We start from the raw sequence: 17501 nt of genomic DNA, 5'->3' as shown, positions 1-17501 counted from the left end.
CAATCACGCCACCGAGGCAGGCTCGGGGCAGTTGGTGAGCCGCGCGGGATTGCCGACCGCGGTACAGCCGCCGGGCACATCCGATGTCACGACCGTGCCGGCGCCGATTTTTGCGAAATCACCGACGCTGATGTCGCCGAGAATGGTCGCGCCGGCGCCGAGATAGACACCGCGCCCGACGCGGGGCGAGCGCGTCGGCAGTTCACTGCCGCGGCCGATGCTGACGTTCTGCAGGATCGTGACCTCGTCGCCGATCACGACATTGGCGCCGATGACGATGCCGGTGGCGTGGTCGAGATAGACGGACGAGCCGATCTGCGCGGCCGGATGGATGCTGACCTGCAGGACGTTCGACGCCTCGTTCTGAAACAACAGCGCCGCATCGCGATGCTCATGACGCCACAGCCAGCGCGAGACGCGCCAGGCCTGCAGCGCGACATAGCCCTTGAAATGCAGCAGCGGCGCCAACAGGCTGGCGATGGCCGGATCGCTGCGCACGATGGCCTGCAAATCGCGGCCGGCCGCTTCGATCAATTCGGGGGAGCCGCGAAAGGCTTTCAGGGAAAATGCCGTGAAGCGTTCGCGCTCGCCGGCGCGGCCGCCAAGCCGGCGCCCGATCAGATCGGCGAGCGCCGCCGCGAGATCATCATGCGGCAGAATGGCGTCGGCCACAGTCCTGCCAAAGACGGGATCGGCGGCAGCAGTGCGCCGCGCCTCGTCGCGAATGGCCTGCCAGAGGTCGTCGCTCGCCATGACCGCAGCTGGTGCCATCGTCGCCTCCGGTATTTTAATGCTTCCCTATATAGGTGGTGGGCAAAGCGGCACCAGCGGCGCGGCCGACCCGAGCATCATGCCGCAGCTCCCCGTGAGGCTACGAGCTTGCATGCCAGATGCCCGCGACCATATAGTCCGGCGGATTTCCGGCCGACGCTGCGTTGGCCGGGACTCTCGAAAGCATCTCAAGCCCGCGCGGTGGTCCGCCATCCGCGGGTTTTTCGTACCCGATGGTCTTCGGCCCGGCCGAAGCAAATCCCAGATAATGTTACCCGAGGTCACGCCAAGACATGTCGCCCAACGCGCCCGCCGACGACCAGCACGACGACATCATGTACCCCTCCGCCGTGCCGTTCGTGCTGGTCCATCTCGGCTGCTTCGCAGCCATCTGGTCGGGCGTCACCTGGCAGGCCGTCGCGATCTGCGCTTCGCTCTACGTCGTGCGCATGTTCGGGGTCACCGCGGGCTACCACCGCTATTTCTCGCATCGGGCTTATGCGACCAGCCGGGTGTTTCAGTTCATGCTGGCCTTCATTGCGCAAAGCAGCGCGCAGAAGAGCGTGTTGTGGTGGGCGGCCAAGCACCGGCACCATCATCTGCATTCCGACACCGAACACGACACGCACTCGCCGCGGCATCGCGGCTTCCTGTACAGCCATCTCGGCTGGATCTTCTACCGGGAGCACGACACGACCGACCTCGTGAAAGTCGGCGATCTCGCGGTCTATCCGGAGCTGATGTGGCTGCATCGGCTCGAGCTGCTGCCCGCCTTCGTGCTTGCAGCACTCTGCTTCGCGTTCGCAGGGTGGTCGGGCCTGGTCGTCGGTTTCCTCTGGAGCACGGTGCTGGTCTATCACGCGACCTTCTGCATCAACTCCCTCGCCCACGTGCACGGACGCAAGCGCTACGTGACGGGCGACGATTCCCGCAACAACTGGCTGCTGGCGCTGCTCACCATGGGCGAAGGCTGGCACAACAATCACCACGCCTACCAGAGCAGCGTGCGACAGGGCTTTCGCTGGTGGGAAATCGACATGACCTATTACGTGCTGAAGGTGCTATCGTGGTGCGGAATCGTCTGGAACATGAAGGCGCCGCCCGAGCAGGTGCTGCGCAACGAGCAGCCGCTCGGCGCACGTGTCATCAATCGCGCAGCCCGCGAGCTTGCCGGGCGGTTCGACGCGCACGCTCTCGCGCACGCGATCTCGTCGGCGCTGCACCGGGCCGATCCGGCCCATTTGCAACTGCCGACGCTGCACGACATCCTCAATCGCGCGCATGACGGCGTCGATGCGCTGACGCATCTGCATCTGCCGAAGATTCCGACCCGCGACGAGTTTCTCGCGGAAGCAAGGGCAATGTTCGCGCGAACGCGATCACTCAACGAGATCGTCGACCACGCCTACGAGCACTTCCTGACGTCGGTTCGTGCGCAGGTCGTGACCGCGCGCTGAAGCTCGCGGATCGGGTTCTATGGCGCCGGACGGTCCTGCGGATGGTTGTAGACGACACCACAGAGCTGACGGCCGCAGCTGCGGACATGGCAGTCGGGATCGCCGGCGCAGCTGCCATAGACGAAGCCGATATAGCCCAGCACCGCGATGGCGGTCGCGCCGAGCAGCAGGCGGGTGGTGAGGTCCATGACGTCATCCAACAGAAAATCGGCACGCGAACGGCGCACACGTCTTAGTGTCAGTACGTCCGATGTTGGTTCTCCAACTGGTTCAGCGCGTCATGGCCGGGCTTGTCCCGGCCATCCACGCCTTACTCCGACGCACCAAGAACGTGGATGCCCCGGACAAGCCCGGGCATGACGGTTCTTTGAAGCCCTTCCCCAAAACCAAACCGCCCGCCTGCGGGGTGCGCAGGCGGGCGGCTCGGGGCCATCAGGACTTTGGGGGCATGCGCCTGAAGGCTTTGAGGGGGATCAACCCTGCTGCTGGTCGGTCGGCGGCGGGGTCGGACGCGTCTTGTGCTGGGCCATGAACTGGTCGAACTCTTCCTTGTCCTTGGCGTGGCGCAGGCGGTCGAGGAAGTTCTTGAACTCGACCTGCTCTTCCTCGAGCCGGCGCAGCGTTTCAGAGCGATACTCGTCGAAGGCGCGATTGCCGGAGGACGGCGGGCCGAAGCCAAAGCCGCCGAAGCCTCGGCGCTCCATGCGGTCGCGCATGCGGTCCATCTTGTACTGCATCCGCTCCATCTTGTTCTGCCAGCGATCAGAGTTGCTCCAGCACGACATTCTTCTGCTCCCGAGTGTGAAAAAGAGAAGGGCTAAACCGATCGGCCACCAGATGATGAAGCCGAGAATGGTCACGGCAATCCAGCCAGGATGCCAGGGCGTATCGAGCATGTGGGGCCGCTCGTACTGCTGCTGTTGTTGGTCCGAGGGGCCGCGCCAGCGATTGACATCAGCGGTGTAGGCCATTTCCCTTCTCCATCACGGCATCTGCCGTTGTGAATGTAAATAACATTTACATAGCTAGACCATCCCGCGATTTTGTCAAGCTGACCGCCAAACACGGTCTCGTAATTATTTGCGCAACTTTATTTCGGCTTGCCCCAAGGCCCGCCCGGCGGCACTCCGGAACCGGAGGGAGCCTCCGGCGGCACCGGCGGCGGCTCGGCGCTTTTCGCCTGCGGCCTGCGGTCGGTCGGGAAGCCGAGGCCGCGCAGATAGATCAGCACCTCGGCCTCTAGCAGTTCGTCCGGCGACATCGGCAGCTTTCGTCGCGCGGCGTCCCCGCGCGAGAACAGCGAGGCGACGCCATGCGCCATCGACCAGATGTGCAGGGCCATCATCATCGCCGGCGGACGCGGCGTGCCGGGCGGCGCCAGCGCCGCAAGACGCTCCGCGGCGGCGCGAATGACGTTGAAAGCACGCTCGCTTGCGGCCTGCAGCGCCGCATTGGCATCGACCGGCAGGCCGGATTCGAACATCGCGTTGTAGAAAGCGGGCTCCTCGCGGGCGAAGGCGAGATAGGCCCGGCCGACACGCTCGAACGCGGTGACGGTGTCGGGGCGCCCATCGTCCCAGGCTGCCGTGAGACGCGCTTCGAACTGCTCAAAACCACGCTGGGCGATCGAGGACAGCAGTTCGTCACGGTCGCGAAAATGCCGGTAAGGCGCCGCCGCGCTGACGCCGGCCATGCGCGCGGCATCGGCAAAGGTGAACCCGGCCGCGCCCTTCTCGGCGATCAGCCCGAGGGCGGCCTGCAGAAGTGCTTCCTTCAGATTGCCGTGGTGATAGCCGCGCTCGGCGCGGCGCTGCTCCTTGCGCCAGCTCATGTGAACAACTTTTACATGAGCCGCGCGTGAAGGTCACTAGCAGGGGCGGGTTTTGGTGAACCCGTATTTCCCGCAAAGGCGCAGCCTAGCCACCCGGGATCGGCAGCACCGGCATGATCTCGACCCGCTCGCCGGGGAAGATCGCGAAATGCGGGTGGTTCTCGAACATCTTGGCCGCGGCCTCGTGCGAGGCGGCGCGGACCACGGTGAAGGCGCCCATCTCGTTGGCGATGTCGGCGACGCCCTTGGCATCGACCTTCTTGGTCTTGCCGAGCGGGCCGCCCATGGCCTGGATCGCGCCTTGGTGCTTCTCGACCCAGCCCTTCCAGGCTGCCATGCCCTCCATCTCCTTGGCCTTGCGCTCGGCGTCGGACATCGCATTCCACGCAGCAAATTTCGGGCTGTCCTTGCTGCCGAGGAAAACGGCGAGATAGGTGTCGGTGCTCATCGGTTCGCTCCCTTGTTGATCGTTTGATGCCGCGATGTCGCGGCCGCTAGGTCTTCAGATCGTCAAAACCGGCGGCGGCCGCCTGCACCTCCGGCGGGAAATCGGACATTTCCTGCACCTGGCGGATCTCGATGATCTCATTGGCGGAAGCCGGGCACTTCTTCGCCCAGGCGATCGCCTCCTCGCGCGAGCCGACCTCGATCATCCAATAGCCGCCCAGCACTTCTTTGGCTTCCGCGAACGGGCCGTCGGTCACGACAGGCAGGCCGGTGGCAAACGAGACGCGGGCGCCCATTGACGGCGGATGCAGGCCGTCCAGCGTGATCAGCACGCCGGCATCCTTCAGCGCCTCGTTGTAGCGCATCATCGCGGCGACGCGTTCGGGATCGAGTTGCACGTCCGCCGGCGCGGTCTCGTAGCCGAGCGGGATCATCAGCATCATGAATCGCATACGGTCCTCACTGGCCCCGTCATTCCACATGGCGCGCCGCGACATGCGCCGCGAAGCGCACCACGGAATGGCGGGAAGATCAGCGGACCACATGGCCCGCACTCCCTTGTAAGACGAACGGCGTTCTACAAGGCCGACAGAGCCGTGAAAATTATTCCGGAGGTCATTGCGACTCATCCGGCGGCGTGCAGGCGCCAAACCGCGGCCAGGCGGATGGGCACGCGACAGCTCGTCGCGGCAGAACATATTTTTCAAAACGCGACCGTACAACTACGGACGGACGCACGCACTCGTATGAACCCCGCCGTGCTTATGAAGCCAGAACGCGCGTGAACTGAACGACATCGGAATCACACGTGAAATTACGGAAGGCCCGCAGCTGTGTGCAGTTGTTTACAGTTGCTCAATCCGCTCATGCAACTTTTCAGATCAAACGTGGCGGTACCGTGATTCATGAACCGCCCCAAATCATTGCGGAGCATCAATTGTTCAATTTTCAGAGCAAGAAAGTCAGGCACGCAGTCGCTGAGGTCGAGGCGCTCGACCGGTCGCAGGCGGTGATCGAGTTCGGTCTCGACGGCACCATTCTCGATGCCAATGAAAATCTGCTGAAGATGAGCGGCTATTCGCTCGCGGAGATCAGGGGCAAGCATCACAGCATCTTCGTGAGCCCGGCCGAGCGCGAGAGCGCCCGCTACCGCGATTTCTGGGCCAGCCTGAACCGCGGCGAGTTCCAGACCACGCAATACAGGCGCTACGGCAAGGATGGCAGGGAAGTCTGGGTCCACGCCTCCTACGCGCCGCTGCTCGACGAGAGCGGCAAGGTCGTCAGCTTCATCAAGTTCGCCACCGACATCACGGCGTACAAGATGAGGAGCATGGAGGAAGCGGGCAAGCTCGCTGCGATCAGCCGTGCCCAGGCCGTCATCGAGTTCAACATGGACGGCACCATCGTCACCGCCAACGACAACTTCCTCAATGCAGTGGGCTATTCGCTCGACGAGATCCAGGGCAAGCATCACAGCATGTTCGTGACGCCGGAGGATCGCGCCGGCTCCGCCTATGCCGATTTTTGGGCGCGGCTGAACCGCGGCCAGTTCGAAGCCGCCGAATACAAGCGGCTCGGCAAGGGCGGCAAGGAGATCTGGATTCTCGCGACCTACAACCCGATCCTCGACGAGATGGGCCGGCCGTTCAAGGTGGTGAAGTTCGCAACCGACGTCACCGCGCAGAAGATGAAGGCCGCCGACAATGACGGCCAGCTCGCCGCGATCCAGAAGTCGCAGGCGGTGATCGAGTTCAACATGGACGGCACCATCCGCACCGCCAACCAGAATTTCCTGAGCGCGATGGGCTATTCGCTGGCCGAGATCAAGGGCCAGCACCACTCCATGTTCGTCGAGCCGAACGAAAAGAATTCGGCCGCCTACCGCCAGTTCTGGGAGACGCTCAATCGCGGCGAATACCAGGCCGCCGAGTACAAGCGGCTCGCCAAGGGCGGCCGCGAGATCTGGATCCAGGCGTCGTACAATCCGATCTTCGACCTCAACGGCAAGCCCTACAAGGTGGTGAAATACGCCACCGACATCACCGCGCAGGCGATCGGCCGAAAGAAGGCCGACAATGCCCGCGGGTTGATCGAAGCGGTCGCGGCCGGCAGCGAGCAGATGAGCGCCTCGATCCGCGAGATCTCCGCGACCATGGCGAAGTCGCGCGAGAACTCCAAGGTTGCGACCACGAGGGTCGACGCCGCCGACGGCCAGGCGCAGCGGCTGAACGCGGCCGCGCAGGCCATGAGCGGCATCGTCGAGATGATCGCCGGCATCACCAGCCAGATCAATCTGCTCGCACTCAACGCCACGATCGAATCCGCGCGTGCGGGTGAAGCCGGCCGGGGCTTCGCCGTGGTCGCCTCCGAGGTGAAGAACCTCGCCAACCAGGCCAAGCAGGCGACCGACACGATCACCTCCGAAATCGACGCGCTGAACACCATTTCCGGCGACGTCGCGAGCTCACTGACAGCGATCAAGATCGCGATCGCCGGCGTCAACGAGTTCATCGCCTCGACCGCCGCCGCGGTCGAGGAGCAGAGCGCCGTGACCGCGGACATGTCGGCGAACATGCAGCGCGCGTCGGCGGAACTGTCGTAGAGCAAACGCCCTCCACGTCATCCTGAAGCGCTCGCCGTGCAAAGCACGGTGAGCCTCGCAGGACGAATGCGGCCGGGCCGTCGCTCTTCCAGGCTTCCGCTTCGCTCCGGCACCTCAGGGGTGACGGACCACGATTGAGGTTGCCGCCCCTTACCGCTCCCACCGCCGCGTCGCTTCGCTTGCTCCTTCCGGCAACGCCTCGAACACCGGGGCGGCCAGCACGGCATGGATGTGGAGCGTCGCCGTGCCCGAATTGCGAAAGCCGTGCTGACGGCCGGCGGGGACCAGCAGCGACTGGCCGGCCGTGACCGCGATCCGTTCACCCTCGATCCACATCTCGGCCTCGCCCTCGCGCACGGTCAGCACCTCCTCGACCGGATGGCTATGCGTCGGCGCCCCCGTGCCGGGATCGACCCATTGCTCGAAGATGCAGAGCGCGGTTGCGCCATTGCGCGCGGATGTCACCATGCGCGTCTTCACACCCGGCCGCCATTCCTCGAGCGGGTTCGCGCTGGGAGCGATGAGCATGGTCAGGGCCTTTCTCGTCGGGGTCAAAGCGAAGTAAAAGACCAATCCCAGGGGATGCCCTCCCCTTTCGAACACAGGACAGAATAGCAAATGCCGCAGGCCCCGCAAAAAGTCGCCCTCGTCACCGGAGCCGCACGCGGCATCGGGCTTGCGACTGCGAAGAAATTCCTGGCCGAGGGCTGGCGCGTGGCGCTGCTCGACATCGAGGGAGAGTTGCTCGGCCGGGCGGTCACCGAGATCGGACGCGGCGAGACGACGCTGGCGATCACCTGCGACGTATCCGATACGGCAGCCGTGGGCGCTGCGATGGCGGTGATCATGGACCGCTTCGGCCGCCTCGATGCGCTGGTCAACAATGCCGGCGTTGCCGTGTTTGCCCCCGTGCTGGAGACCAGCGATGCCGACTGGAACCGGATCATGGCGGTCAACCTCAACGGCCCGTTCCTCTGCACGAAGGCGGCCGCGCCGCTGATGCGCGAGCAAGGCGGCGGCGCCATCGTCAACATCACCTCGATCTCGGCCGTGCGCGCCTCGACGCTGCGCTCGGCCTACGGCACCAGCAAGGCTGGACTTGCGCATCTCACCAAGCAGCTCGCGGTCGAGCTGGCCTCGCTCAACATCCGCGTCAATGCGGTAGCGCCAGGGCCGGTCGACACCGCGATGGCGAAGCAGGTGCACTCCAAGGAGATCCGCGCCGACTATCACGACGCCATCCCGCTCAACCGCTACGGCCTGGAGGAGGAACTCGCGGAAGCGATCTTCTTCCTGTGCTCGGAGCGCGCGAGCTACATCACCGGCCAAATTTTGGCCGTCGATGGCGGCTTCGATGCGGCCGGCATCGGCCTGCCGACGCTGCGCGGCGAACGGCGGAACGGGTAGGCACAGATCTCGTAGGGTAGGCAAAGCGCAGCGTGCCCACAATCTGAACAATTCGAGGTGACAATGGTGGGCACGGCGCTTGCGCACCTTTGCGCACCCTCCGAGATTGAGTTTGTGGAGACGCCATGCGACGCCTCGCCCTGTTCGCGATATCGACAGCTTTGCTCGCTTCCGTTCCCGCCAAAGCCGAGATCCGCATCATCCAGAGCCCCGGCGGACAGGTCGGGCCATTCCTCGATCTGTTCGAGAAGGTGCGCGAGAGCGGCGACCGCGTGGTGATCGACGGTCCCTGCCTGTCCGCCTGCACGCTGGTTCTCAGTATCGTGCCGGGCGAGCGCATCTGCGTCACCAAACGTGCCGTGCTTGGTTTCCACGCGGCGCGTTCGGTCGACCGGCGCGGACGCTTCTATGCCGAGCCGGAAGCATCCGAAGCCGTGCTTGCGGCCTATCCGGGTCCGGTTCGCGACTGGATCAGCCGTCACGGCGGCCTCACCTCGCGCCTGCTGTTGCTGAAGGGACGCGACCTCGCCGCGATCTATCCGCGTTGTCGATGACGTCGCGACGACGGGCGACGGTCTGACCGCGAAGAATCCCCTGCTGTCCGACGATTAGGCATCGGCCGATGATTCCGGCCCTTGGAACGCGAAATCCGCTCAACTACATCGCAATGCGTGCACAATTTACGCGATTTCCCGCTTTCTCCTGGCGTTTATGATGATGCTGGCCAGACCGGGGTCGTCGCGCATCGCGATGACTGCGCGACCGTCATATCCCGGCAGCGGTCGCGGAATATAATGGTTCCACATTTTCAAGATCAGTCATTTTCAAATGGGACGCATATGGAGTCCATCGATTTTCGCTACCGCCTGTCGGATGAGGGGCGGATCGTCCTCGGCCCGCTGAGTTCGGAAGAAACCCGCGAATTCGAAGAGCTGACGCGGCGTGACCGCGAGGGCCTGATCGACCTGACCTCCGAACTGCGGCTGCTCGAGTTGTATGTGAAGTACATGGGCTCGGACGCCAAGGTCTCGCTCGTGCCATCGGAACCTGCGTCGCAAATGCGCGAGACGCCGCAGCGGCGAAAGCTCCCGCCACGTCATCACGCGCGGCAACGCAATCTCGTGGTTCCCATGATCGTCGTGATGGGCATGAGCTTCATGCTGATCGCGCTGTTCATCAGCTGATGCACGATGCTGCGTCCACAAGCTTCGCGTGAGCTACGTCACACTAAAGCCAAGGTTGAGCTGACATAGATAAACACGGCGACACCGATGTCCGCAGGGGAATTCATGACAAGCATCAGCACCGACGGACCTGTCGATTCGCAAGCTCAGTCATCACTTCAGCGGAAAGGGAGCGATCAGGCCTTCACCCTGACGTTCCTTGTCACGAGCGCGGTCGCAACGGTCGGCTGGCTCTACGTGCTCGCACAGGGAGCCGTGGCCGTGGCGGGCTGGTTTTTCTCTCAGTAAAAGAGAATCTGCATCACCGGCGCGAGCTTCACGCTGGCGCAGATCAGCATTCCCCAAAGAGCAAAATTGATTTGTAGCGCCGCTGCCATCGGTCGCTCCCTTCCAAGTCACGCCCACCCTAATTTGTAGGTATTGTGAACAAACTTAGCGATTCGGACGCGAAGTTCACAGCCTAATCTTGCGCCAGTTGTTGTGCGATGCAATTCGCTTCGTGTCACAAACACGCTTGCGCGCTTCCGCAAAGTGAATCGCGCGCACGAATCTCCTTTCGGCCATGCCGGTGACGTCGTTTTCCCTCAAGTCCCGTGTACGCGTTGCGACGCAAAGTTTTTCACGCGAATTCGCGTGGTGTACCGCACGGAAGGCCCGGGATGGCTCGACACATTCTCGTCTTGCTCAGTTTTTGCGCAGCGCTCGTGGGATGCGCAAGCGCGCCGGCGGCGGAGCATCGTCCGATCGCATGGGACGGGCTCGGTCAGAATCCCAATCGTCCAGCTGTCACAAAACGCCGCCTTGCCAATCACACGGCACCGGAGAGCGATCCCAATATTGAGCGGCAACGGGTGCTGGGCACGCTGCGTCCCTACTCCGACGCTTGGTGGGCGGTCCAGAGCGAGATCGAGGCCGAGAACGACAGGCAGCTCGGCTCGAAGCTCGTGATCTGCCGGAGCTGCGTGACGCAGCCGCCGGGTGAGGACGTCACCGGATCGATCCGCTGACGAGGGCGCTTCCTCTCTCAAGACATCGAGAGAGGAAGCCAGCTCGGGGAGGCAACGGAGCGTCGCGCTCACATTCCTTCGGCGGGGCAGTTCACCATCCAGGGAATGCCGAACTTGTCGACGCACATGCCGAAGCCCTTGGCCCAGAACGTCTTGGCGAAGGGCATGGTGACGGTTCCGCCGTCGGCGAGCGCGTTGAACTTGCGTTCGCCCTCCGCGGGATCCGCAACGGTGATCGAGACCGCAAAGCCCTGCGGCTTGTGGTAGTGATCAGGCGGCGCGTCGGAGGCCATCAGGACGTTCCCGCCGGGCAGCGACATCCGCGCATGCATGATCATCTTCTCCCGTCCGGGTGAAGGTTGCATATCGGCGGGCCCTTCGCTCGCGCGCATCATCATCTCGATCTTGCCGCCGAGCACCTTGGCGTAATGGTTGAACGCCGCTTCGCAGGTGTCCTGATAGAACAGATAGGGATTGAGCATCGCTTCTCTCCTCTTTGCTTCTGGGCGGTGGCTGGCATTACTTCTCGGTGAGCTTCTTCAGGCTGGCGAGGCCGGCCTCGAAGTCCTTGCCGATCATGGTGTCCATGTTGATGAAGACCTGCATCACCTTGGACATGAAGGGAGCCGGACCATACATCGCCCATGTGACCAGTGTGGCATCGCCTTGCGGCACAAAGGTGAACTCGGCGGTGTTGTGACCTTCGAAAGGCCGTTCGAAATCGAGCTTGATGCGGAGTTTCGACGGCGTGCTCGCCTCGAGGATCTCCATATGGCCGGCACCAACATTGTTGTTGCCATCCCAGGCATAGGTCGCGCCCTTCCCTTTCACAGTTCCCCCGTAAGTGCGCTTCATGGCGGGGTCGCGCCCTTCATAGGGCGACCAGCTGGTCCAGAAGTGGAAATCGGAGACGAGCGGATAGATCGCCTCGGCCGGCGCCTTCAGCGCGAGCGAGCGCTCGACACGGAACGTGTCGGGCTTTGTCAATGCGAAGACGAGGACGCCCGCGATCCCGACCGCGAGCACGATGGCGACAATGGCAATGGCTTTCAGCATGAATGACTCCCTGGATACGGGATTAAGACGAAGGGAGACGACGGCGGCCGACAATTCGGAACGAATAATTTGATTGGGTCGTCATGGCCGGGCTTGTCCCGGCCATCCACGTTCTTGGCGAAGAAAGACGTGGGTGCCCAGGTCAAGCCCGGGCATGACGCCGAGGAGAGAGTTGGCCGTCACTTCGCCTTGGCGCCCTGCCTGGCCCCGCCATTGGCTCCCTTCGGCTGGCTGTCCCGGATCAGCCGATCAATGTGCATGCGGATGTGGGCGGCCTCGGCCGAGGTGTTGGCCAGCGCGATGGCGCGGTCGAAGGCGACCCGGGCTTCGTCGTTACGGCCGAGCTGCATCAGGAAGGCGCCGCGCACGCCGTAGAAATGGAAATAATTGGCCAGCTTGGGCGCCAGCGGCTCGATCAGGTCGAGCGCGGCCTGCGGCCCGCGCACCTTGGAGACCGCGACCGCGCGGTTGAGCGTCACCACCGGCGACGGCTGCACCACTTCGAGCGCGCCGTAGAGCAGGTCGATCTGGGTCCAGTCGGTCTCCTCCGGCGTCGCCGCGCGCGCATGCAATGCGGCGATCGCGGCCTGGATCTGGTAGGGCCCGCTGCGGCGATGGCGCATCGCCTTGTCGATCAGCGCGAGGCCCTCCGCGATCATGGTGCGGTTCCACAGCGAACGGTCCTGGTCATCGAGCAGGATCAGCGAACCGTCCGCGGCAAAGCGCGCTGCGCTGCGCGCGTGCTGCAACAGGATCAGCGCCGTCAGCCCCATGATCTCCGGCTCGCTCTGGAACAGGCGCAGCAACAACCGCGCCAGCCGGATCGCCTCCTCGCACAACGGCTTGCGGATCTCGGCGGTGTCGCCGCTCGCCGAATAGCCCTCGTTGAAAATCAGATAGATCATCGCAGCGACACCGGCGAGCCGCTCGGAGCGCTCGATCGCACCGGGCGTTTCGAACGGCGTCCCGGCCTCGGCGACCTTGGCCTTGGCGCGGGTGATGCGCTGCTCCATCGCCGCGTCGGAGACCAGGAAGGCGCGCGCGATTTGCTTGACGGTCAGGCCTGACACGATGCGCAGCGCAAGCGCGATCTGCTGCGTCGCCGGCAGTTGCGGATGGCAGCAGATGAACATCAGCCGCAAGATATCGTCGCGGTAGTGCGAACCGTCGAGCCGCTCGGCGAGCGCGCCTTCGGCATCGTCGAGATCGGAGATCGCCTGGTCGTCCTCCGGCAGCGGCTGCTGCTTGCGGGTGCGACGCACCTCGTCGATCGCGACGTTGCGGCCGACCATGATCAGCCAGGCCGCGGGATCGCGCGGAGGCCCGTTCTGCGGCCACGTCTTGAGCGCGCGCAGGCAGGCGTTCTGAAACGCCTCCTCGGCCGTATCGAGATCGCGGAAATAGCGGAGTAGCGCACCCACCGCCTGGGGTCGCGCCGAGGTCAGCGCGGTCTCGATCCAAGCGGTATCAGTGTCGCTCACGCCGAAATTCCTCCGGGGCGGAATACGCCGACGGGCCGCACCTCATAGGCGCCGCCGGGGTTGGCAGCGCCAAGGTCGCGCGCGACGTCGAGCGCCTCGTCGAGGTTCTTGCAGTCGACGATGTAGAAGCCGAGCAGCTGCTCCTTGGTCTCGGCATAGGGGCCGTCGAGCACCAGCGGCGGGTCTTCCTTGCGCAAGGTCGCCGCCGCCGTGGTCGGCAGCAGCCGGGCCACCGGCCCGAGCCGTCCCTGCTGTGTGAGCTTCTCCTGCACCACAGCGAGCTTCTTCATCACGGCCTCGTCCTGGTCCTTGCTCCAGGAGCCGACGAAGTCCTCGTCGTGATAGCAAAGGATCGCATAAAGCATGGGCAGCACCTTCCCTGAACGCTTGTTTTAAAGACGATCCACTATGCCCCGCCCCGACAGGGCTGCGGAAAAAAACTGCAAGAAAAATCCGGCGGATCATGCCAAGGAGGGCCATCAAAAGCGGAACCCACGAGGCACTTCGAATGACCAAAGGCACACTGGCCGTCCTGATCAACAGCACGCAGCAGAACTGGCTGCCGGAGCGCTGGAAGGCCCGGTTCGACGCGGTCTGCGGCGGCCGCCGCGTGGTGCTGCTGCCGGATGCCGGGCTCGATCCGGCCGAAGTGCACTATGCCGCGGTGTGGAAGCCGGTACCGGGTGACCTCGGCTCCTTTCCCAATTTGCGAGCCATCTTCAACCTCGGCGCCGGCGTCGATGCGCTGATGGCCGACAAGAGCCTACCCAGCGTTCCGCTGGTGCGCGTCGCCGTGCCCGACCTCACCAACCGCATGACCGAATATGTCGTGCTGCACGTGCTGATGCACCACCGCCAGGAGCTTTACTTGCGCGACTCACAACGCGCAAAGCGCTGGGAGCCGAAATATCAGTGGCCGGCGAGCGCGGTCACGGTCGGCGTCATGGGATTAGGCACGCTCGGCGCCGACGCGGCCGACGTGCTGCAGCGGCTCGGCTTCCGCGTCGCCGGCTGGAGCCGCAGCCCGCGCACGATCGACGGCGTCGAATGTTTCCACGGCACGGCTGGAATGGACGCGTTCCTGCGCAAGACCGACATCCTGGTGTCGCTGCTGCCGCTGACGCCGGATACGCACGGCATCCTCAACCGCGACGTCTTCACCAAGCTCAACCGCAACAGCCCGCTCGGTGCGCCCGTGCTGATCAATGCCGGCCGCGGCGGCCTGCAGAACGAAGCCGACATCCTGGCCTGCCTCGACGACGGCACGCTGGGCGCCGCCTCGCTCGACGTCTTCGTCCAGGAGCCGCAGCCGAAGGACAGCCGGTTCTGGACCCACCCCAAGGTGGTGCTGACCCCGCACAACGCGGCCGACACGGACGCGGACGCGATCTCGGCCTATGTCGCCGAACAGATCGCAAGGTTCGAGGCGGGTGGCGCGCTGGAGAACGTGGTGGATCGCGGGCGGGGGTATTAGGGCTCGATCCGCCTGGAAGAGGCAGCTTCGCGCCTCACACGCATTGCCGTCCCCGCGAACGCGGGGACCCATACCGCGGAATCCATTGATCACGGCCGGTCGCAGTACCGAACGACGAGTCTTCGCCTAACCTCACTCGACGCGCTCCGGCCTCCTAGAAATCGACGACGACATAAGCGTCCTCGACCGTGACGGGATATCGCTCCGCCACATAGGGTCCCATCACGAGGTCGGAACCGGCTTCGAGCTTCACCTCGAAGCTGCGCACCTTGGTCCGGCGCGGATCGCACCAGGATTGGCCGGTCGCCATGTCGAATTCCCAACCGTGCCAGGGACAGCGCAAGAACTCACCCCGGCGTTCGAGGCGATAGTCACCCGGGCCGGACGACTGGCTGAGGCCGGTGACCACGCCAGAGCAGATCGCGGCCCCACCGTGCGGACAGCGGTTGAGCAGCGCATGCAGGCGCCCCTCGACATTGAACACACCAATCTCGCGCCCGTCGACGACGACGACCTTGCGCGCACCGGGCGGCAGCTCGGCTGCCGGGCAGACCACATGGCGGCTCATGCGAGGCGATACAATGCCAGAGCATTGTCCCTGAAGATCATGCGGCGCTGCTGCTCGGTCATGGGGAATTTGAAAGCAAAGGACGGATTGTCGTAGTCCCAGTGCGGATAGTCCGACGAGTAAAGCAGGCGATCCCAGCCGATCCAGTCGATGATCTCGACGATATGGCGAGCCTGCGCCGGCTCCTCGATCGGCTGTGTCGTCCACCAGATGTGCTCGCGCAGATATTCCGAGGGACGCCGCTTGAGATGCGCGACCTCCTTGCGGAACTTGTCGAAATGCTTGTCCATGCGCCACGCCAGCGCCGGAGCCCAGCCGAAGCCGCCCTCGACCAACACGACCTTCAGCTTCGGGAAGCGTTCGAACACGCCCTCGATGATCAGGCTGCTGGCGAGGGCTTCCATGCAGGCCACGAAGACATAGTGCTCCTGCAAATAGAAGGTCGGCCAGCCGGAGCCCGTGGAAGGATGACCGCCATTGTAGCCGACCGGATGCAGCCCGATCGGCAGGCCGGCACGCTCTGCAGCCTCATAGATCGGCCAATAGCGCCGATGACCCAGCGGATCCGATGGCCGCGACGACAGCATGATCTGCACATAGCGGCGATCGCCGGCGCAACGTTCGATCTCGGCCACAGCCGCTTCGGGAAACTCCTGCGGCACGACGATGCCGGCGCGAAGCCGCGGCTCCTCGCGCACCCAGCGATCGATCTGCCAGTCATTGGTGGCGCGCGAAAGCGCCGCCGCAAGACCGGGATTTCGCTCCTCCATGCCCCCCTTGCTGAGCGCCATCAGCAGGCCGAACTCGACATTGACGGGATCGAGATGCTGCTTGCGCAGAAGATCGAGATCCGACCCCGCGGGACCGCCCTTCTCGGGGAGCGAATCGGCGCGCATGCCCGCGGCCATCATGCGCGGATACATCAGCCCGCTCTGCAGCGCCTGCCGCACATGGACGCCATGGGTCTCATAGTGCTCGCGCCAGCGCGGTTCGAGATAGGGCAAGAGTTCGCCGGGCGTGCGGTGAGCCGGGTGGATGTCGCAATCGACGACCGCGAACGTCTGCCGGGCCTTTTGTTCGACGAAGGGTGCGTTCATCTCACGTCCTCCTTCGCTCGCCCGGCGGCGACGGCCGCGCCCTGCGCCAGGCGGGGATAGGTTGCGAGCGCATTGTCGATGAGAATCTTCTGCAGCGAGTCCGGCGGCAGCCCGTCGGGCAGCACATCGTCGCCGTCAAACTGCCAGTGCGGATAGTCGGTGGCGAACAGCAGCAACGCGTCAGAGCCGATGCGATCGAGCGTCTGCGCGACCGCTGTCGCATCGGGTGCATCGAACGGCTGGATCGAGAAGCGCAAATGCTCGTGGATGATCGTGGACGGCCAGCGGTCCACCCACGGCACCTCCGGCCGCGCGCCGCGCCAGGTCTTGTCGGTGCGCCACACGGTCATCGGCAGCCAGCTCACGCCGGACTCGAGCATCACGACCTTGAGGCGCGGAAAGCGACGGAACACACCCTCTGCGACAAGGCTTATGGTCTGGTTGGCGAAAGCCTGTGCCTGCGCGACGTAGTCCTCGAGCTGATAGGACGGCCAGCCTACAATCGTCGGCGCGTACCGATAGGTGCTGCCTGCATGCACGGCGATGACAAACCCGTGCCGTTCTGCCGCCTCGTAGAGCGGGAAGAATTCGCGCCGGCCGAGCAGCTTTTCGCCCATCACCGGCAGCACCACTTGCACAAAGCGCCGGTCGGGCGCGAGGCGCTCGATCTCGGCAACGGCCTGCGCCGGATCTTGCGGCGACACCAGTATGGACCCGCGCAGCCTCGGTTCGCGATCCAGCCATTCCGCCCGCAGCCAGTCGTTCACGGCACGGCAGATCGCTGCCGCCATGTCGTCGTTGTAGAGCGTGATCGCGCCGTGCATCACGTTGGCGATGCCGAACTGGAGATCGAAAGCGTCGAGGACATGGGCACGCAGCCTATCGAGATCGCTCGACCCGGCCTGTGTGGCGCGCCAATCGGCACGCGCGGTGATCGGTGCATTCGGCGGATAGCTCATCATCGCGAACGACATCCGGTCGATCGCACGGTTGGTGATCTGGTCGCGCCAGTAGTCGTCGAGATACGGCAGGAGCTGCGCCATGCTCGGCATCGGCGGATGCAGGTCGCAATCGATCGCGCCTGCAAAGGGCATTTTCATGTTTCGGACTCCATCGTTT

General features: G+C 64.3%; 22 protein-coding genes. 8 read left to right on the top strand and 14 right to left on the bottom strand.

Annotated elements, in window-relative coordinates; genetic code table 11:
* Positions 1–3: 3 nt before the first annotated feature.
* On the bottom strand, positions 4–771 hold the full coding sequence (locus QA645_RS08890) for a serine acetyltransferase (RefSeq protein ID WP_283049662.1): 768 nt from the start codon (positions 769–771) through the stop codon (positions 4–6).
* Between the two features lie 293 nt (positions 772–1064).
* On the opposite strand from QA645_RS08890, the gene QA645_RS08885 reads away from it, so the two are divergent.
* Complete coding sequence (locus tag QA645_RS08885) at positions 1065–2228, top strand: acyl-CoA desaturase (RefSeq protein ID WP_283049660.1); 1164 nt, start codon at positions 1065–1067, stop codon at positions 2226–2228.
* 17 nt (positions 2229–2245) lie between these two features.
* Here QA645_RS08885 and QA645_RS08880 read toward each other — a convergent pair whose 3' ends face one another.
* The 5 genes from QA645_RS08880 to QA645_RS08860 form a co-directional block, all read right to left on the bottom strand.
* Positions 2246–2416 (bottom strand): hypothetical protein, encoded by a 171-nt coding sequence (locus tag QA645_RS08880; protein ID WP_254133896.1) that lies wholly within the window; start codon positions 2414–2416, stop codon positions 2246–2248.
* A gap of 285 nt (positions 2417–2701) precedes the next feature.
* Complete coding sequence (locus QA645_RS08875) at positions 2702–3199, bottom strand: DUF2852 domain-containing protein (protein ID WP_283049658.1); 498 nt, start codon at positions 3197–3199, stop codon at positions 2702–2704.
* Positions 3200–3318: 119 nt separating this feature from the next.
* Positions 3319–4059 carry a TetR/AcrR family transcriptional regulator gene (locus QA645_RS08870; RefSeq protein WP_283049657.1) on the bottom strand — a complete coding sequence of 247 codons (741 nt, stop codon included), beginning with the start codon at positions 4057–4059 and terminating at the stop codon, positions 3319–3321.
* 85 nt (positions 4060–4144) lie between these two features.
* On the bottom strand, positions 4145–4507 hold the full coding sequence (locus tag QA645_RS08865) for a hypothetical protein (RefSeq protein WP_254133899.1): 363 nt from the start codon (positions 4505–4507) through the stop codon (positions 4145–4147).
* Between the two features lie 46 nt (positions 4508–4553).
* The gene (locus QA645_RS08860) at positions 4554–4958 is read right to left on the bottom strand and encodes a YciI family protein (protein ID WP_283049655.1); all 405 of its coding nucleotides are present in this window, start codon (positions 4956–4958) and stop codon (positions 4554–4556) included.
* 485 nt (positions 4959–5443) lie between these two features.
* Here QA645_RS08860 and QA645_RS08855 point away from each other — a divergent pair, with 485 nt between their 5' ends.
* Positions 5444–7108 (top strand): PAS domain-containing methyl-accepting chemotaxis protein, encoded by a 1665-nt coding sequence (locus tag QA645_RS08855; protein WP_283049653.1) that lies wholly within the window; start codon positions 5444–5446, stop codon positions 7106–7108.
* A 150-nt stretch (positions 7109–7258) separates the two neighbouring features.
* Here QA645_RS08855 and QA645_RS08850 read toward each other — a convergent pair whose 3' ends face one another.
* Positions 7259–7636, bottom strand: coding sequence for a cupin domain-containing protein (locus tag QA645_RS08850; RefSeq protein WP_283049651.1), 378 nt, complete (start codon positions 7634–7636; stop codon positions 7259–7261).
* 90 nt (positions 7637–7726) lie between these two features.
* Between QA645_RS08850 and QA645_RS08845 the strand changes: the two genes are divergently transcribed.
* The 5 genes from QA645_RS08845 to QA645_RS08825 all read left to right on the top strand — a co-directional run bounded on the left by QA645_RS08845 (position 7727) and on the right by QA645_RS08825 (position 10706).
* Positions 7727–8515, top strand: a complete 789-nt coding sequence (locus QA645_RS08845) for an SDR family oxidoreductase (protein ID WP_283049649.1) — start codon at positions 7727–7729, stop codon at positions 8513–8515.
* A gap of 125 nt (positions 8516–8640) precedes the next feature.
* Positions 8641–9069 (top strand): hypothetical protein, encoded by a 429-nt coding sequence (locus QA645_RS08840; RefSeq protein WP_254195247.1) that lies wholly within the window; start codon positions 8641–8643, stop codon positions 9067–9069.
* 81 nt (positions 9070–9150) lie between these two features.
* Complete coding sequence (locus QA645_RS08835; protein WP_283049647.1) at positions 9151–9699, top strand: hypothetical protein; 549 nt, start codon at positions 9151–9153, stop codon at positions 9697–9699.
* Between the two features lie 105 nt (positions 9700–9804).
* Positions 9805–9987, top strand: a complete 183-nt coding sequence (locus QA645_RS08830) for a hypothetical protein (protein WP_254133906.1) — start codon at positions 9805–9807, stop codon at positions 9985–9987.
* A 371-nt stretch (positions 9988–10358) separates the two neighbouring features.
* Positions 10359–10706 (top strand): hypothetical protein, encoded by a 348-nt coding sequence (locus QA645_RS08825; protein WP_283049645.1) that lies wholly within the window; start codon positions 10359–10361, stop codon positions 10704–10706.
* 68 nt (positions 10707–10774) lie between these two features.
* Here QA645_RS08825 and QA645_RS08820 read toward each other — a convergent pair whose 3' ends face one another.
* From QA645_RS08820 to QA645_RS08805, 4 genes are all read right to left on the bottom strand, one after another.
* The gene (locus tag QA645_RS08820; protein ID WP_254133908.1) at positions 10775–11188 is read right to left on the bottom strand and encodes a VOC family protein; all 414 of its coding nucleotides are present in this window, start codon (positions 11186–11188) and stop codon (positions 10775–10777) included.
* 37 nt (positions 11189–11225) lie between these two features.
* Positions 11226–11762, bottom strand: coding sequence for an SRPBCC family protein (locus tag QA645_RS08815; protein ID WP_254133909.1), 537 nt, complete (start codon positions 11760–11762; stop codon positions 11226–11228).
* A 179-nt stretch (positions 11763–11941) separates the two neighbouring features.
* On the bottom strand, positions 11942–13243 hold the full coding sequence (locus QA645_RS08810) for an RNA polymerase sigma factor (protein ID WP_283049642.1): 1302 nt from the start codon (positions 13241–13243) through the stop codon (positions 11942–11944).
* Positions 13240–13608 carry a YciI family protein gene (locus tag QA645_RS08805; RefSeq protein WP_129275136.1) on the bottom strand — a complete coding sequence of 123 codons (369 nt, stop codon included), beginning with the start codon at positions 13606–13608 and terminating at the stop codon, positions 13240–13242. Before QA645_RS08805 ends, QA645_RS08810 begins: the two co-directional genes overlap by 4 nt.
* A 143-nt stretch (positions 13609–13751) precedes the next feature.
* Between QA645_RS08805 and QA645_RS08800 the strand changes: the two genes are divergently transcribed.
* Positions 13752–14717 (top strand): glyoxylate/hydroxypyruvate reductase A, encoded by a 966-nt coding sequence (locus QA645_RS08800; RefSeq protein WP_283049639.1) that lies wholly within the window; start codon positions 13752–13754, stop codon positions 14715–14717.
* A 154-nt stretch (positions 14718–14871) separates the two neighbouring features.
* On the opposite strand, the gene QA645_RS08795 is transcribed toward QA645_RS08800, so the two are convergent.
* From QA645_RS08795 to QA645_RS08785, 3 genes are read right to left on the bottom strand one after another with little or no spacing between them, the layout of a single operon-like run.
* Positions 14872–15285, bottom strand: a complete 414-nt coding sequence (locus QA645_RS08795; protein ID WP_212298258.1) for a Rieske (2Fe-2S) protein — start codon at positions 15283–15285, stop codon at positions 14872–14874.
* Positions 15282–16382: an amidohydrolase family protein gene (locus tag QA645_RS08790; protein WP_283049637.1), complete on the bottom strand. Its 1101-nt coding sequence runs from the start codon at positions 16380–16382 to the stop codon at positions 15282–15284. The genes QA645_RS08795 and QA645_RS08790 overlap by 4 nt, the downstream gene beginning before the upstream one ends.
* Positions 16379–17482, bottom strand: a complete 1104-nt coding sequence (locus tag QA645_RS08785) for an amidohydrolase family protein (RefSeq protein WP_283049635.1) — start codon at positions 17480–17482, stop codon at positions 16379–16381. The genes QA645_RS08790 and QA645_RS08785 overlap by 4 nt, the downstream gene beginning before the upstream one ends.
* Positions 17483–17501: the final 19 nt, after the last annotated feature.

Source organism: Bradyrhizobium sp. CIAT3101, assembly GCF_029714945.1.
In the GTDB taxonomy this organism is placed as follows: Bacteria; Pseudomonadota; Alphaproteobacteria; order Rhizobiales; family Xanthobacteraceae; genus Bradyrhizobium.
This window is presented reverse-complemented; position numbering and strand designations above follow the sequence as displayed.

Coding starts and splice junctions, on each gene's coding strand:
- QA645_RS08890 (WP_283049662.1), bottom strand. CDS start 771: ATGGCACCAGCTGCGGTCATGGCGAGCGACGACCTCTGGCAGGCCATT.
- QA645_RS08885 (WP_283049660.1), top strand. CDS start 1,065: ATGTCGCCCAACGCGCCCGCCGACGACCAGCACGACGACATCATGTAC.
- QA645_RS08880 (WP_254133896.1), bottom strand. CDS start 2,416: ATGGACCTCACCACCCGCCTGCTGCTCGGCGCGACCGCCATCGCGGTG.
- QA645_RS08875 (WP_283049658.1), bottom strand. CDS start 3,199: ATGGCCTACACCGCTGATGTCAATCGCTGGCGCGGCCCCTCGGACCAA.
- QA645_RS08870 (WP_283049657.1), bottom strand. CDS start 4,059: ATGAGCTGGCGCAAGGAGCAGCGCCGCGCCGAGCGCGGCTATCACCAC.
- QA645_RS08865 (WP_254133899.1), bottom strand. CDS start 4,507: ATGAGCACCGACACCTATCTCGCCGTTTTCCTCGGCAGCAAGGACAGC.
- QA645_RS08860 (WP_283049655.1), bottom strand. CDS start 4,958: ATGCGATTCATGATGCTGATGATCCCGCTCGGCTACGAGACCGCGCCG.
- QA645_RS08850 (WP_283049651.1), bottom strand. CDS start 7,636: ATGCTCATCGCTCCCAGCGCGAACCCGCTCGAGGAATGGCGGCCGGGT.
- QA645_RS08845 (WP_283049649.1), top strand. CDS start 7,727: ATGCCGCAGGCCCCGCAAAAAGTCGCCCTCGTCACCGGAGCCGCACGC.
- QA645_RS08840 (WP_254195247.1), top strand. CDS start 8,641: ATGCGACGCCTCGCCCTGTTCGCGATATCGACAGCTTTGCTCGCTTCC.
- QA645_RS08830 (WP_254133906.1), top strand. CDS start 9,805: ATGACAAGCATCAGCACCGACGGACCTGTCGATTCGCAAGCTCAGTCA.
- QA645_RS08825 (WP_283049645.1), top strand. CDS start 10,359: ATGGCTCGACACATTCTCGTCTTGCTCAGTTTTTGCGCAGCGCTCGTG.
- QA645_RS08820 (WP_254133908.1), bottom strand. CDS start 11,188: ATGCTCAATCCCTATCTGTTCTATCAGGACACCTGCGAAGCGGCGTTC.
- QA645_RS08815 (WP_254133909.1), bottom strand. CDS start 11,762: ATGCTGAAAGCCATTGCCATTGTCGCCATCGTGCTCGCGGTCGGGATC.
- QA645_RS08805 (WP_129275136.1), bottom strand. CDS start 13,608: ATGCTTTATGCGATCCTTTGCTATCACGACGAGGACTTCGTCGGCTCC.
- QA645_RS08800 (WP_283049639.1), top strand. CDS start 13,752: ATGACCAAAGGCACACTGGCCGTCCTGATCAACAGCACGCAGCAGAAC.
- QA645_RS08795 (WP_212298258.1), bottom strand. CDS start 15,285: ATGAGCCGCCATGTGGTCTGCCCGGCAGCCGAGCTGCCGCCCGGTGCG.
- QA645_RS08790 (WP_283049637.1), bottom strand. CDS start 16,382: ATGAACGCACCCTTCGTCGAACAAAAGGCCCGGCAGACGTTCGCGGTC.
- QA645_RS08785 (WP_283049635.1), bottom strand. CDS start 17,482: ATGAAAATGCCCTTTGCAGGCGCGATCGATTGCGACCTGCATCCGCCG.